Annotated in this window: 7 protein-coding genes; 4 read left to right on the top strand and 3 right to left on the bottom strand. The window is 37.2% G+C overall.

Annotation, left to right across the window (positions count from 1 at the left end; genetic code table 11):
• The first annotated feature begins 13 nt into the window (after positions 1 to 13).
• Positions 14 to 5,164, top strand: coding sequence for a DUF8693 domain-containing protein (locus ACODSI_RS12990; protein ID WP_488917287.1), 5,151 nt, complete (start codon positions 14 to 16; stop codon positions 5,162 to 5,164).
• Positions 5,165 to 5,232: 68 nt separating this feature from the next.
• On the opposite strand, the gene bioB is transcribed toward ACODSI_RS12990, so the two are convergent.
• The 3 genes from bioB to ACODSI_RS12975 all read right to left on the bottom strand — a co-directional run bounded on the left by bioB (position 5,233) and on the right by ACODSI_RS12975 (position 7,874).
• Positions 5,233 to 6,318 (bottom strand): biotin synthase BioB, encoded by a 1,086-nt coding sequence (gene bioB, locus ACODSI_RS12985; RefSeq protein WP_488917286.1) that lies wholly within the window; start codon positions 6,316 to 6,318, stop codon positions 5,233 to 5,235.
• Between the two features lie 74 nt (positions 6,319 to 6,392).
• The gene (locus ACODSI_RS12980) at positions 6,393 to 6,833 is read right to left on the bottom strand and encodes a hypothetical protein (protein ID WP_488917285.1); all 441 of its coding nucleotides are present in this window, start codon (positions 6,831 to 6,833) and stop codon (positions 6,393 to 6,395) included.
• A 111-nt stretch (positions 6,834 to 6,944) separates the two neighbouring features.
• A complete protein-coding gene (locus ACODSI_RS12975) occupies positions 6,945 to 7,874 on the bottom strand; it encodes a bifunctional riboflavin kinase/FAD synthetase (RefSeq protein ID WP_488917284.1) in 930 nt (309 codons plus the stop codon).
• Between the two features lie 162 nt (positions 7,875 to 8,036).
• On the opposite strand from ACODSI_RS12975, the gene ACODSI_RS12970 reads away from it, so the two are divergent.
• The 3 genes from ACODSI_RS12970 (at position 8,037) to ACODSI_RS12960 (ending at position 16,612) form a co-directional block, all read left to right on the top strand.
• Positions 8,037 to 10,721 carry a zinc-dependent metalloprotease gene (locus ACODSI_RS12970; RefSeq protein ID WP_488917283.1) on the top strand — a complete coding sequence of 895 codons (2,685 nt, stop codon included), beginning with the start codon at positions 8,037 to 8,039 and terminating at the stop codon, positions 10,719 to 10,721.
• A gap of 99 nt (positions 10,722 to 10,820) precedes the next feature.
• Positions 10,821 to 14,180, top strand: coding sequence for a zinc-dependent metalloprotease (locus ACODSI_RS12965; RefSeq protein ID WP_488917282.1), 3,360 nt, complete (start codon positions 10,821 to 10,823; stop codon positions 14,178 to 14,180).
• 110 nt (positions 14,181 to 14,290) lie between these two features.
• Positions 14,291 to 16,612, top strand: a complete 2,322-nt coding sequence (locus tag ACODSI_RS12960) for a zinc-dependent metalloprotease (protein WP_488917281.1) — start codon at positions 14,291 to 14,293, stop codon at positions 16,610 to 16,612.
• Positions 16,613 to 16,641: the final 29 nt, after the last annotated feature.

The following is a 16,641-nucleotide window of genomic DNA, read 5'->3' as shown; positions in this document are numbered from 1 at the left end:
AATTCATCATTGTATGAAATTTAAAATACTTTTTATAGCACTTATGTGCAGTGCTTTTTCTTGGGGGCAAGTTATTTATCAAAATGATTTTGGTACAACTGCAATTACAACAAAGCCGTTTGTAAATACACCTGTTGTTTTTGATGCAAATTTGTCAAGTTCTTCATGGACTACAAGTGCAGCTGCTTTTGGAGGTTTTGCTGGAAATGGAGGAGCACCAAGTCAAAGTTTATCACTGGCAAATTCATCTGGGACACCAACAATGACATTGACTTTTAATGTTGCTGCAGGATATCAATTGTCTGTAACTCAATTTGATTTTTGGAGAGTTAGAAGTAATACCGGTGCTCAAAATTGGAGTATGACAATTAATGGTACTAATGTCGGTACTGGAACTATACCAACAACTGGAGCAATGTTAGGTGCTACAAACGTTTCGTCATCAATTACGGGATTAACAGGAACTATTACGGTTGTTATTACATACTCAGGTGCTACAGGAACAGGAACTTGTCGATTAGATGATTTTACTTTATATGGTTCCGTAACCTCTTTATGTTCTGCAGCAGCAACTACGGGAACTATCTCAGGAACAACAACAGCATGTTCTTCTACTACATTAACCTATGCAGGAACTTCGTCGGCAACTTTTGTCAATTATTGGCAAACTTCAGCTAACGGTACTTCATTTGCAAATCCAGCAGCAAGTGCTTTATCAGTAAGTGCAAGTGGTACAAATTATGTTAGAGCCTATGATACTACTTTGGCTTGTTGGTCTAATACATCTGTCGGACCTACAACGGTTACCATAAATCAACCCATTTCCATTACAACCCAACCGGTTAATAGCACGGTTTCTAACGGAAGCAATGCTTCGTTTAGTGTAGTCGCTACTAATGCTGCAGGTTACCAATGGTATGTCAATACCGGCTCAGGGTTTACTATAATCACTAATGGCGGTGTCTATTCTACTGCTACGACTGCTTCGTTAACCATTACTGGCGCTACTTTAGCCATGAATGGATATCAATACCAATGCGTAGTTACCGGAACCGCACCATGTGCTAATGTTACGTCTGGTTCGGCTACGTTATCGGTAGTAAGTCCGGTGGTTACTTTAGCCGACAATGGGACACAAGTTACTGCAGCCAATGTGCCACAAGGTACGGTAGATGTTATACTTCATAAATTTCAATTGAGTACTAATGTTACCACTAATCTTCAAGGTATTGCTAACGTAGTAACTTCAGGAACCTATGTTTCTGCTGATGTGATTAATTTAAAAGTGCGTTATTCTATTGATAATATTTTAGATGTTACCGACGCAACCTTAAGTACGTTGACTACTCCTGGTGTTGCTGGAGCAAAGACCTTTCCTGGGTTTGTAACTCAATCGATAACGGGTGGTACTACAGGATATATTTTTATCACTGCTGATGTTTCCGCAACAGCAGTCATTGGAAATACGATCGCTTTGAACGCAGTTACAACGGCTAATTTAGTAGTTTCAACAGGTGCTAAAGTTGGGTCTACTACTGCTGGAGGTGTGCAAACTTTTTCGGCTTCTCCACCTGCAGTTCCTACCAATTTAACCAAAGGATGTACTACTAATACTACTCAAGCTTTGACTTGGGCAGCACCTGCCACTGGAACTTTTGATGGCTATATTTTAGTGGTTCGTCAAGGAGCAGTTCCTAACGCGGTGACTACTATTGTTGCGGCTTCTCAACCTAATAATTTAGATTACACTTTAGCACCAACCTACAATGCTACTACTTCAAGGGTTTTATATATTGGAACAGGAACTTCAGCAACGGTTACAGGACTGACGCAAGGACTAAGTTATACCTTCGCTTTGTATGCTTATAAAAACAGTGGAGCTTCTTCGGTATATTCGGCAACAGCAACAACAACTACACAAGTGATGGGATTGCCAAACGTTTCCAGTGCTTCAACAACAGCAGGAAACACGAGTGGTTCGGCTACATGGGTAAATCCAACAGCCGCCTGTTATGATCAAGTATTGGTAGTAGTTACGGCTACAGCAGGAATCACCTTTACTCCAACAGGAAATACCACAACTGCCTATACTCCAAATACCGTTTTCTCGGCATTCAATCAAGCTGTTTTTTATTCGAGTGGTAACTTTGTAAACATTACAGGTTTAACCAATGGAGTTACGTATTATTTAGAAATCTTTGTGCGTAATGGCTCGGAGTGGAGCAGTGGTGTAGAAGTGAGTGTAACTCCTGCGAATGTAGTGCCAACCGTTTTTAAAACCGGAGATTTATTGCTTATCGCATATAATAATAATTCAGGTGGTGCTGATGATGCCATTCGATTATTGACTTTAGTAGATGTAAATCCAGGAACCAAATTTTTGTGGGCCAATGCTACGTATGAAACTGGTGGAAATCCAGCAGCCAATGTGAGAACTGATAAATGGTTTGATTGTACTGCAGCTCCAACAGGAAATGTGCCGTATTTAGAATTTACGTATACTGGAAGTTCTCCAATTCCGGCAGCGTCAACTTTTTGTATTACAACAGTATCTGCAGGAACAGCTTCTACCATAACAGCAGTTTCGCCATCGGGAACAACCTATCCTAATACTTCATTTACCATAGTTGGAAAAACCTCAGACGGAACCACTTTGTTAAGTCATGGTACGGTAAACGTGTCAACGTCTAATCCTGATTCGATGTTTTTAATGCAAGGGAATTTTTCTTATGCTGCAACAGGGTCAACATTCACAGGAACTGTTTTATCAGCTATTCAAGATGGAGGCTTATGGTATGACCTTACCGATGATTTATCGGCAGTTTCAGGAGCAAATTACAGAAGGTCTAGAAAGCATCCACAATTATTATGTGCTTCTATCCAAGCCAATTTATCACCAGCGGCTTATCAAGTAAGTTATAATGTATCTTCTACAACCTATACTACCGGAAACAGACCGTATTTAATAGGTTCTATTTTAAATTATACTACAACTTGGACAACCGCCTATGGAGTTTGTCCGGCAACATCGCCATTTGTAATCACGGCTTCTGATCCGTTTAATAAATGGACAGGAAACATAAGCACTAACTGGTTTGATTGTAATAACTGGGCTTTGTTGACCGTGCCAGATGAATTAACGGATGTAACCATTTTGGCTTCGGCTGCAAGAGATGCCGTTATTGATTATACGGCACCGTATTCGGATGGATTCTTAGATGTTGCTAAATGTAAAACCTTAACCATTTCTGGAAAGAAAGTACAAATCGAAGCCAGTCCTTTAAATAAATTAGAAGTTCATGAAAACCTCGTTATTGATACTTCTGGTTCGTTAGATATGGACGATAGCAATACTGCAACGGCAGACGGTTTAATTACGTTATATGGAAATTGGACTAACAGTTTGGGAACCACTGCCTTCTTAGAAGGAAATGGTACAGTTGATTTTGTCGGAAGTTCGGCTCAAGTTATCAATGCTAATGTTCATGCAAATCCAGAAACTTTTTACAACGTGATTTTGGATAATGATTTTAATACTTCAGTAAGTAACAATTTGATTGCTTCTGGAAATTTAGAAGTGAAAACCAATAAAACGTTGACCATTGCTTCTAATGATTATGTGCGTGCAAATAAAAAGCTAACCCATAATGGTGATTTAACCATTGCCAATAATGGTCAATTTATTCAAGTGGATGAAGTAGATACAAATGATGGAGATTATTCAGGGACTAAATTCCAGGTAAGTCGTATTGCTCAAGCCAAGCATTTTGATTATATATATTGGAGTGCACCAACAGAAAATTTCTCGATTTCTTCTATTCCAACCAACAACCGTTATGAGTGGAATACTTTGTATGCTAATGCCAATGGGACACAAGGAAACTGGGTATTACCATCTACAGCAACCATGACCAAAGGAAGAGGCTATATTGCAAGAGCATCTAATGGTGCGTCAACACCAATGTCACTTCCGGCAACCTTTGTTGGTAAGCCAAATAATGGACAATTTACGTATCCAATTTATAGAGGAAATTATACCGGACCAGATTATGATGCTGATTTAGCCAATCCGAATAACGTTCTTACAACAGCTTTAGATGACAATTGGAATTTAGTGGGTAATCCGTATCCATCTGCTATTGATGCAGAAGAATTTTTAGTGCAAAATCAAACTAAAATTGTAGGTTCGGTTTGGATTTGGAAACACGGACTAGATCCAACTTCTTCTACCAATCCATTTTATGCTAATTTTAATTACAATTATTCGTCATCCGATTATATTAAGTATAACGGATTGGGTTCTACAGAGCCAGATACCTTTGCTGGACAAATTGCTTCTGGTCAAGGATTTATGGTGAACATGCTAGACAGTGCGGCTTCAGGAAGTACGATTTCATTTACCAACGATATGCGAAGTGGTGTTTCTAATGCTTCATACAACAATGGCGATTTCTTTAAAAACTCTAATTCAAGCGTTGGAATGGTTGAAGAAAAGCACAGAATTTGGTTGGATATTATTAACAATACTTCGGGACAAATGGACCGTACATTGTTGGGATATTCTTCTAATTCAACTATGGATAAAGACAATTTATACGATTGTGTTTTTAGAGCACGATCTGAGGTAAGTATGTATTCACTGATTAATAATGAACCTTTTATCATACAAGGGCGTGCATTACCTTTTGAAGAGACAGATGTTGTTCCAATGGGAATTCGAATTACGGCTCAAGGTGCACATACAATTGCCATTAAAAAAGTAGACGGATTGTTCTCGCAACAAGATGTTTATTTAGAAGATCGTTTGTTGAATATTACTCATAATTTGAAGCAAGCACCTTATGTGTTTACGGCTGCTGTAGGAACATTTGATGATCGCTTTGTGATTAAATATACGAATTCGACTTTGGCTAATACCAATTTTGATCTTGTCAATTCAAATGTGCAAGTTGCCTCAAAAGACAAACAAATTTCAATTCGATCTGCCTATCAAAAAATGACAGCAGTTGTGGTTTATGATATTTTAGGAAGAGAAATTGTTAAGAAAGAAAAGGTAAGTGAAAATGAGATTATTTTCTCAAATGTTGTCGCTAAAGGACAAGCCTTAATCGTGAAAATTACATTAGAAAATGGCGAAACAGTTACTAGAAAAGTAATGTTGTAGTGAGTTTTATCTAAATAAAAAAAGTCCCAATCTGAATAAGGTTGGGACTTTTTTATGTAACGTATGTATTATTTTCCTTTGATCGAAGCTTCTAAGTTTCTTTCAATTTTATGATCGGGTCTAGTCCATTTTGGTTTTTCACCTAAGGATTGAAATTGTGAATCTTCTGCTTCAACTGTTTTAGGTTGCATCAATTTAATGAATGGTTTTTGAGGTTGTAATCCTAATGTTTCAAACATTTTCATGTCTTCATTTACATCCGGATTTGGTGTTGTTAATAATTTGTCACCTGCAAAAATAGAATTCGCTCCGGCAAAGAAACACATCGCCTGACCTTCACGAGACATTTCGGTTCTACCAGCAGACAAGCGCACTTGGGTTTCAGGCATTATAATTCGAGTGGTAGCCACCATACGAATCATTTCCCAAATTTCTACAGGTTTTTCATTTTCCATTGGTGTTCCTTCTACAGCTACCAAGGCATTAATCGGCACCGATTCGGGTTGAGGGTTTAAGGTAGAAAGCGCTACTAACATTCCGGCGCGGTCTTCAATAGATTCTCCCATACCAATAATTCCACCACTACAAACAGTAACATTTGTTTTACGAACGTTATCAATCGTTTGCAAACGGTCTTCAAATCCGCGTGTTGAAATTACTTCTTTATAATATTCTTCCGAAGTGTCTAAGTTGTGGTTGTAGGCATACAAACCAGCTTCCGCCAAACGTTGTGCTTGGTTTTCGGTAAGCATTCCGAGTGTACAACATACTTCCATATCTAATTTATTGATAGTACGCACCATTTCAAGAACTTGGTCAAATTCTGGTCCGTCCTTCACATTACGCCATGCTGCTCCCATACATACACGAGACGAACCGCTAGATTTGGCTCGCAAGGCTTGTGCTTTTACTTGACTTACGGTCATTAAATCGTTGCCTTCAACATTGGTATGGTAACGAGCCGCTTGAGGGCAATAACCACAATCTTCTGGGCAGCCGCCGGTTTTGATAGATAATAACGTAGAAACTTGAACCACATTTGGGTCGTGGTTTTCTCTGTGTATTGTTGCCGCTTCATACATTAAATCCATCAATGGTTTGTTGTAGATAGCAATAATTTCTTCTTTAGTCCAGTTATGTTTTGTTTGAGTCATTTTATCGCAAAATTTTACTGCTTCAAAAGTAGGGAAATACTTTTGAACTAACAATTTTGCAAGAATCAATATCGTTAAATTTTAACGGAAGGTTTTGCTTTCCATGATTGCATGCATATAAAAGTAAGAATTACCATTGACGCGATACCTTCAAAAAACAAACCGAAACAATATTCACTAACGGTTGGTTCTTTACCGAATAGAAATCCTTTGGAAAGATTGTTGAGAAAAACTTGTCCGCCATTGGCGTAGATAAATACGTACAAACCAATAATACTCATCATGATTCCTACTAGCGCTGTTTTAATAATGGAAAAGATGTTGTCTCCAAAATCAAAGATTCCTTCGTTACTGTTCGTTTGCAAGCTTCTTCGCATTCCGTAGTAGACAATAAAAATGTTTAGTGTTCTTAAGTAGTTCATTTTTTCTAGGCCTATTAATTTTAGAATAAAAAATAAAGCAGCAATTCCTAAAAAAATAAGCAGTCCGTTTTTAATCTCATTTGATAGTTTCATGATGGTAGAATTTAAGTTAAAATCTAAAAAAACACTATCAAATTTAATTAAAAAAATAAATACTAAAGCACATTTTAACATTTTAAATAACTGAAAACCAATAGATAATAGCTATCGTTTTTGTAAAAAGTACTCTTGGGCTTGAACTTTGTCTTTTTGAATCTGAGTTTTTAGCGCATCTAACGATTCAAACTTTTTTTCGTCACGAATGAAATCTAAAATTTCTATTTTCATGGTTTGATTGTAGAGGTCTTTGTTAAAATCGAAAAAGTTGACTTCAATGGTTTGGGAATCACCGTTTACGGTTGGGCGGGTTCCAATATTCATCATGCCTTGAAGCGGTTGGTTGTTGAAGCTACTTTTTACAATATAAACTCCGTTTTTTGGAACGAGTTTGTAGTCTTCTTTAATGTGGATGTTTGCGGTTGGAAAACCTATCGTTCTTCCCAATTGTTTGCCTTTAACTACTTCGCCTGAAAAGAAATAAGAATAGCCTAAATAGTCGTTGGCTAAGGTAATGTCTCCATCTAAAATAGCATTTCTAGTTTTAGTTGAACTCACTGCATTTTCATTGATTTCTTGTGCTGAAATTTGAGTTACTTCAAAGCCATATTCTAGTCCGAAGGAAATTAAATCGTTGATATCGGCTGTTCTATTTCTTCCAAAACGGTGATCATGGCCAATAATTATTTTTTGAACATTAAGTTGGTCAACTAAAATCTCTTTAACAAATTCTTCGGCGGTTAATCTCGAAAATTCTTTGTCAAATGGATGGATGATGAGGTTGTCAATGCCGATTTCTTCTAATAGAGAAATTTTTTCATCCATGGTATTGAGCAATTTTATTTCAGAACTTTCTTGTAAAACCATTCGCGGATGCGGGAAAAAAGTAAGCACTACACTTTGACAATGCAATTCTTGAGCACTATGAATAACTTTTTCTAGAATTTTTTTATGCCCCATGTGAACACCATCAAAGGTGCCAATAGTAACCACCGATTTGTTTTTAGGGTAATTGGAAATTTTAGAAAACGTTTTCAAGCAAAATAATTTGATTGCAAATGTAATTTATTTTGATTTACAGCGGTAAATAAATTGATAACATAATTATAACATGTTCTTTACCTGTTTTGTAAAAAGTTAATTTTTTTGACTAATAAAAATAATAATTATATATTTGTTTCCCTATTTAACTATTTAAAAATGAAAAAATTATTACTATTAACCTTTTTATCTTCTTTGTTTGCTCTTAACGGCTATTCGCAAGCTGATAAATTATGGTCTTCTGTGTCTAAATCAGAAGGAATCAGCATCAATAAAATTGCTGCAAGACAAAGTTTTCCTCAAGAATTTAAGTTGTTTCACTTAGATTTGGCTTCATTGAGACAAAAATTAAATTCCGCTCCAGATCGTTTTTCAAGAAATGCAAGTGGAGTTGTAATTAGTATTCCTAATGCAGATGGTGTGACTGAGCGTTTTCAAATGTTTGAGGCTTCAAATTTTGATCCAACATTACAAGCACAATTTCCAGAGATTAGAGCGTATATTGGTATCGGAGTGGATGACGCACATGCTCAATTAAGAATGAGTGTGGCGCCAAACGGTGTTCAAACCATGGTTTTTAGAACGGATAAGCGAAATGAATTTATGGAGCCATATTCTGCGGATGGAACGGTGTATGCGGTGTACAATTCTTCAAGAGTGAAAGGATCGCTACCTTTTACATGTTCTACAGAGGATGTTGCTTTATTTACAGAAAGCGCTAACCGAATTCAAGCATCACAATTATCCAATACAGCACAGTTAAAAACTTTCAAATTAGCGTTGTCTTGTACAGGTGAATATGCTAATTATTTTGGAGCAACAAGCGCGGCACAAATCGGTTTAGTTATGGCGGCTTTCAATGCTACTATGACTCGTGTGAACGGAGTTTTTGAAAAAGATTTTGCAGTTCACATGAACATGATTACCAATGAAGCAGCGATTATATACTATAATGCCGCTACTGATCCTTATTCTGATGCGGCCAACATGGGTAACTGGAATGCAGAATTACAAGCTAATTTAACAGCAACCATCACAGAGTCAACCTATGACATTGGTCATTTGTTTGGCGCTACTGGTGGAGGAGGTAATGCCGGTTGTATTGGTTGCGTTTGTGTTAATGGTTCTAAAGGAAGTGGAATTACTTCGCCAGCAGACGGTGTTCCTGCAACTGATACATTTGATATTGATTATGTAGCACACGAAATGGGCCACCAATTTGGATGTAACCATACTTTTACTCATACTACAGAGAATAATACTGTAAATGTTGAGCCAGGATCGGGTTCTACAATCATGGGTTATGCAGGTATTACAGGTTCTACAGACGTACAAGCACATTCTGACGATTATTTTGCTTATGCCAGCATCAATCAAGTTCAACTGAATTTAGTGAATAAAACCTGTCCGGTAACTACTGCTTTGACAAATCCAGTATTTAGCATTAATTCTGGAGGAAGTTATACCATTCCAAAAAGTACTCCTTTTAAATTAACAGGTTTAAGAACGGATGCAGGAACGAATGCGTTGAGCTATTGTTGGGAAGAAAACGATGATGCTAATGCTTCTAACGTAGGTGCGACAGCTTGTTTCCCATCATTAACAAAAACAAATGGACCTAATTTTAGATCTTTTTCGCCTACGTCAACACCCGTAAGATATTTACCTGCTTTTAGTAGTGTTTTGAACAATACATTAACTACTACATGGGAAACGGTTTCTTCAGTAGCTAGAACCTTAACTTTTGCATTAACGGCAAGAGACAATGTTGCTGGTGGAGGACAAACACAAACGGCTACTATGGTAGTTACGGTAAGTGGAACCGTTGGGCCATTCGCAGTTACTTCTCAAAATGCTGTTGAAGCATGGCAAATTGGTCAAACCAAAACAATTACATGGAATGTAAATTCTGCTAATACTTTAGCGGGTTCTGCTAATGTTGATATTTTACTTTCTACAGATGGTGGTTTAACGTTCCCATACACACTTGCTTCGGGAGTTACTAATAATGGAACTGCTACTATTACGGTTCCGTCGGTTACGCCTTCTCAAACTTGTAGATTAATGGTGAAACCAACAGGAAATATTTATTATGCTTTAAATACTACTAATTTCTATATTGGTTATACGATTACCAATACCTGTACAACTTACAACTATACTACAGCTTTTGCTGTTCCTGATAATTCAACTTCTTATACTGTAAAATCAATTGCTGTTCCTGCAACAACAGGTACTATTTCAGATGTTAATGTTACGGTTAATGCAACGCATCCAAACATTCAAAATTTGAATATTGCTGTAGTTCGTCCAGGTGGTTCTTTGGCTACATTGTACAATCAAGGATGTGCGAGTGGCGCTAATATGAATGTTGTTTTTGATACACAAGGAACAACCATGGTTTGTGCTAGTCCAACAGCTGGAACTTATCAACCATCAACAACTACTGCTTTAAGTGCTATGAATGGTAATACTGCAACAGGAAACTGGCAGTTTGGGTTTAGAGATTTAGTAGCGGGTAACACTGGAACTATCAACTCTATTACGCTTGAAGTTTGTACGCAAACAGTTGCTTTGGCTAATGAAAATTTTTCTTTTGAAAACTTCTCATTGTATCCAAACCCAAATGGAGGTGCTTTCAGTGTTAAATTCAACTCTAATTCAAGTAATGATATTAAAATTGCTGTTTACGATATGAGAGGAAGAGAGATTTTTAACAGAGCCTATCAAAATTCAGGAGTTTTTGAACAAAACGTACAATTAGACAACGTGCAATCTGGTATTTATCTTGTAAATGTTCAAGATGGAGATCAAAAAATTGTTAAGAAAATTGTTGTAGAATAATCTATATTTTTAGATATCTAAAGAAGGCCGCATTGTTTTGCGGCCTTTTTTGTTTTAACATTTTTTTATATATTTACGAACTATTTAAACTAAACAACCATGAAAAAAACTTTATTTTTAACATTTTTAAGTATACTATCGGTAACGTTAGGGTTCTCTCAATCCAATCGATATTGGACTAGTCATCTTGAAAACGGCACTAAAATCATTACCGATAAAGGTGTAGCTCGATTGTCTTTTCCTAAAGAATTCAAATTATTTGATTTGAATACAGATTTAATAAGACAAGAGCTAATGTTGGTGGTAGACAATGCTTCAAAGCATTCAACTATTATCACCTTGCCTAATGCTGACGGAGGTTTCGAACAATTTGAAGTGTATGAAGCTTCTAATTTTGAGGCTGATTTGCAAGTTCAGTTTCCTGAAATTAGAGCCTTTTCAGGACAAGGAATTACTGATAAATACGCGACTTTAAAATTAAGTCTTTCGCCTCAAGGCATCCAAACAATGGTTTTTAGAACCGATAGAGAAAATGAATTTATAGAACCGTATTCGCAAGATCACACTATTTATGCGGCTTTTAAATCACACAGAGAAGTAGGAAGTTTACCATGGACGTGTTCTACAGACGACAGAAAAATGACTACCGATGTTACTTCTAGAATGTCTAATGGTACTTTAAGTCCGCAATCAAGTGCTGGGCAATTAAAAGTAATTCGTTTGGCACAATCGTGTAATGCCGAATATTCTAATTATTTTGGAGCAACTAGTGCTGCTCAGGTTGGCTTAGTATTGGCTGCCTTTAATGCCACTTTAACCCGTTGCAATGGGGTTTATGAAAAAGATTTAGCATTACACTTAAATTTAGTAGCAAGTTCAACAAACGTTATTTACTATGTAGCGTCAACAGATCCTTATACCACTATGGCCAATTGGAATGCACAGTTGCAAAATACATTGAGTACTAAATTGACTGGAACTGGAACAACATTAGCGGCTAATAACGCGGCCTATGATATTGGTCACATGTTTGGAGCTTCTGGCGGTGGTGGAAATGCAGGTTGTATTGGTTGTGTTTGTGTAAACGATACCGCAAGTACTACCGACTTAAATAAAGGTGCTGGAATTACCTCTCCAGCGGATGGAATTCCACAAGGAGATAATTTTGATATTGATTATGTTGTACATGAAGTAGGGCATCAATTAGGAGGGAATCATACGTTTTCTAATTCAAACGAAGGAGCTGGAGTAAGTAAAGAAGTGGGTTCTGGGGTAACTATCATGGGTTATGCGGGAATTACAGGTCAGGATGTGGCGCCACACTCTATCGATATTTATCATGAAACAACGATTGAGCAAATTCAGAATAATTTAGCAACTAAAACGTGTCCAGTTACTACATCATTGGCTGGTACGAATGCAACCCCAGTTGTTGCTCCGGTTGGTAATTATATTATACCATACAGCACTCCGTTTGTTCTCACCGGTTCGGCTACCGATGCTAATGCCGGTGATGCCTTAACGTATTGTTGGGAACAAAATGACGATGGTGGTTCTTCAACTGGAGCTGCTAGTAGTGCGGGTATTACCAAAACGGTTGGTCCAAACTTTATCTCATGGAGCCCAACAGCTTCGCCTTCAAGATACTTTCCAAAACTGACTTCTGTTGTTGCCAATTCTGCTACCACAAGTCAAGTAGGTGGTGATGCTGGAATGTTGTCTGAAGCATTAAGTTCGGTTGCTAGAACGTTAAATTTTAGATTAACGGTTAGAGATAATAGCCCTTATAGTTCAACTGCTCCCATAAAAGTAGGTCAAACAGCGTATACTGATATGACCGTTAACGTGACTTCAGCAGCAGGGCCGTTTGTAGTAAGTGCGCCAAATACCGCTGTTTCATGGGTTGCAGGTACCAATCAAACGGTAACTTGGAATGTTGCAGGAACTACTGGAAATGGAGTAAATGCTCCATTTGTTGATGTATTTCTTTCACTTGATGGTGGGTTTACCTATCCAATTCAATTGGCTAATAAAGTTCCAAATAACGGAAGTACAGTAGTTACTGTTCCTAATAATGTTGGAACAACAAACCGAATTATGGTAAAAGGATACCAACACATATTTTTTGATATTTCAAATACTAATTTCACTATTACGGCACCAGCTTCAACTTTTGCAGTTGCTCAATCAAGTGCTCAAAGTATTTTGTCGTGTTCGGTTCCTTCAACATCTTATACTTTTAATTATAGTGCGCTTGGAGGTTTTACAGGAACTACAACGTTTAGTGCTTCAGGTACGCCAGCAGGAACTACAGTTTCTTTTTCGCCAACTACAATGAGTTCTTCAAATGGCTCGGTTACCATGACCATTGGTAATTTAACTGGAGCGCCATCAGGTGTATATAACATCGTGATGACAGCTACATCAGGATCTACTGTAAAAACAGTTCCTTACTATTTGTATTTAGGACTGCCAGATGTGGTTTTGACGTCACCAGCTAACAATGCAACGGCTCAATATACTTCGTTAGCATTGACTTGGGCTGTAAATGCTAATGCAACTTCCTATAATGTTCAAGTAGCAACAGATGCTGCATTCACTTCTATTGTGAGTTCAGGTTCTGTAACTACCAATGTGTATAATTTAACAGGATTAACTCAAGGTACTGTTTATTATTGGAGAGTCGCTCCTGTAAATGGTAGCTGTCAAGGAAATTATAGTGCAAATTATACTTTTTCTACAGGTATCATTTCTTGTAATAATTATTTTTCATCAAATATTCCTATTACGATTCCAACTACAGTAGCAACGGTAACATCAACATTGAATATTCCATCTGGTACTTCAATATCGGATTTAAATGTGAATCTAGACATCACCCATACGTGGATTAATGACTTAACTGCAACATTAACAAGTCCTTCAGGAACTGTGGTTACTTTGTTTGCCAGTCAATGTGACCCTAACTCGAGTGTGAACGATGTGATAGCTACTTTTGACGATTCAGGATCGGCTATTGTTTGTGGAAATTCGCCAGGGATTTCCGGAGTAGTTTTACCCGCTCAGGCTTTATCTACCTTTAATGGTGAAAATGCTACAGGAACATGGACCTTAACGGTTGCAGATGCTTTCAATCAAGATGGTGGCACAATAAATGCTTGGAGTTTGGATATTTGTTCTTCATCTGCTTTAAGTACTGCTGAAAATCAACTTGAAAACTTCACGCTATTCCCAAATCCAAATAATGGTAGTTTTACAATTCAGTTTAACGCTGCTTCAAATACCGATATTCTTGTTGGAATACACGATATGAGAGGAAGATCAGTATATACTAAAGCGTATCCTAATAATGGATTTTTTAATGAAACCATTCAGTTGAATGGGTTGCAGTCTGGAGTTTATTTAGTAAATATTCAAGACGGTACTAAAAATATTATTAAGAAAGTAGTTATAAAATAATTAAGAATTGCTTAATTTTCTTAAAAGCACCCAAATTTTGGGTGCTTTTAACATTTTTATAAAAATGAAATGATAAATTTGGCGACTATTTTTTACTAAATCAACCAAAAATGAAGAAACTATTATTTTTTATTGTGCTGATAATGACATTTGGACACATTAGTGCACAAAACGCTTCTATATGGCGCAAAACAACTTCAGAGCAAACAGCAAAACTTGCAAGAGTTCGAACAAACATGATTTCTGAAGGAGAGCAGTATTTTACATTGGACATTAATGCTCTAAGACAAAAATTGGCGAACACTACGGATAAGTTTTCAAGAGCTGCTGGTGTTGAAATTGAAATTCCTAACATGAATGGAGACATTGAACGTTTCGCAGTATGGGAAAATTCTAATTTTGAACCAGCCTTACAAGCGCAATATCCAGATATTAGAGCTTATGTAGGAAAAGGAATTACAGATAAAGGAGCTACCATTAATTTTAGTGTTTCTCCTCAAGGAATTGAAACTTTAGTATTCAGACCAGATAACGGAACAGAATTCATTGAAGCTTATGATAAATCGGCTACGACTTATGTTTTGTTTAATTCTAAAAATAGAAATAAAGGAAAACTACCTTTCAACTGTTCAACTGCCGAAACTAGTTTGGCTAATGATATCTTCAATAGAAGTGCAGTTACAAATCTTTCAAGTATTAACTCGTATAAAACGATGCGTTTAGCTTTGTCGTGTACTGCAGAATATGCCAACTATTTTGGAGCTACAAGCAGCGCTCAATCGGGTTTGGTCTTGGCGGCAATGAATGCTACGATGACTCGTGTAAATGGTGTTTTTGAAAAAGATTTAGCATTGCATTTAAATATCATTGCTAATGATGCAAGCGTGTTTTATTACAATGCAGCAACAGATCCTTATGATGATGCTTCGGCTGGAGCTGGAGGAACTTGGAATGCACAACTTCAAAGTACATTAACATCTGTTTTAGGAGATTCTACCTATGATATTGGACATCTATTTGGTGCTTCAGGTGGTGGTGGAAATGCAGGTTGTATAGGTTGTGTTTGTGGAACTTCTACACAATCATGGACTGATATAGGTGATGGTAAAGGAAGTGGTTTTACTTCGCCAGCTGATGCCATTCCACAAGGAGATAACTTTGACATTGACTATGTAGTTCATGAAATGGGGCACCAGTTAGGAGGCAATCATTCGTTTACGTTTGGCTATGAAGGCACCAATACTTCTGCACCACAAACAGAGCCTGGAAGTGGATCTACTATTATGGGATATGCAGGAATTACCAGTTATGATGTGCAAGCACATTCAGATGCCTTGTTTTCATATAAGAACATTTATCAAATACAAACCAATTTAGCAACTAAAACGTGTCCGGTTTCGACAACTATGACTGATAATCTACCAGTTGTTAATGCTGGTGCCGATTTTACTATTCCGAAAGGAACAGCGTTTATGTTAACAGGAACTGCTACAGATGCTGATGCTACAGATGTGTTGACTTACAATTGGGAACAAAATGATCAAGGTACTTCTGCAACAGTAAATGCAACGAGTAGAGTTCTTGCTACAAAAGCTGTGGGACCAATTTTTAAAGTGTTTCCATCGTCGTCATCTCCGGTACGAATTATGCCTGAGATGGCTAGAGTGATTGCTGGAACTATTTCAGTTACTACTTCGGCTAATACTTATTGGGAAACGGTATACGGTACGACAGCTACTACAGCTAATAGAAACTTAAACTTTACATTTACAGCAAGAGACAATAAAGCAGGTGGTGGATTGACGGCTACTGATGCTATGGTAGTGTCGGTAGATGCCACAAAAGGGCCGTTTACAGTAACGTCGCAATCGACTACAGGGTTGAGTTATGCAGCTGGTTCAACTCAAACAGTAACTTGGAATACGGCTAGTACGAGTACGTTAGCTGGTGCATCAACGGTTGATATCTATTTGTCTACCAATGTGAATGGCAATAGTACTACCTTTCCTATATTGGTAGCCTCTGGCATTTCAAATGCAGCAGGTACTGCTTCGGTAGTGATTCCGGCAAATGCACCTGTTTCTTCAACATGTAGATTTATGGTTAAAGCGTCAGGAAACATCTTTTTTGCTGTAAACTCTAGAAATTTTGCGATTACCGCTTTAGCAAATGATACTTTTGGGTTGTCTAATTTTGGAATTTATCCAAACCCTAATAACGGGAACTTTACTGTTCAGTTTGATTCAGCTACTGCCAATGATATTGTTATTGCTGTTCATGATATTAGAGGTAGAAGTGTTTATGAAAAACAATTTACCAATACAGGATTGTTTTCTCAGAACATTCAGTTGGATGGCGTACAATCGGGTGTTTATATGGTAACGGTTAAAGACGGCGACCATAAAGTAGTTAAGAAAATAGTGGTAGAATAAATTCGAATCACGATAAAAAAAAAGGGAAG

It is taken from the genome of Flavobacterium sp. FG139, from assembly GCF_057809695.1.
The sequence above is the reverse complement of the archived record's forward strand: the minus strand, read 5'-3'. Positions and strand labels throughout refer to the sequence as shown.

What these genes read in the sequence shown, in the direction of transcription:
- ACODSI_RS12980 (WP_488917285.1), bottom strand. Translation starts at nt 6,833, where the DNA reads ATGAAACTATCAAATGAGATTAAAAACGGACTGCTTATTTTTTTAGGA.
- bioB (WP_488917286.1), bottom strand. Translation starts at nt 6,318, where the DNA reads ATGACTCAAACAAAACATAACTGGACTAAAGAAGAAATTATTGCTATC.
- ACODSI_RS12990 (WP_488917287.1), top strand. Translation starts at nt 14, where the DNA reads ATGAAATTTAAAATACTTTTTATAGCACTTATGTGCAGTGCTTTTTCT.
- ACODSI_RS12960 (WP_488917281.1), top strand. Translation starts at nt 14,291, where the DNA reads ATGAAGAAACTATTATTTTTTATTGTGCTGATAATGACATTTGGACAC.
- ACODSI_RS12965 (WP_488917282.1), top strand. Translation starts at nt 10,821, where the DNA reads ATGAAAAAAACTTTATTTTTAACATTTTTAAGTATACTATCGGTAACG.
- ACODSI_RS12970 (WP_488917283.1), top strand. Translation starts at nt 8,037, where the DNA reads ATGAAAAAATTATTACTATTAACCTTTTTATCTTCTTTGTTTGCTCTT.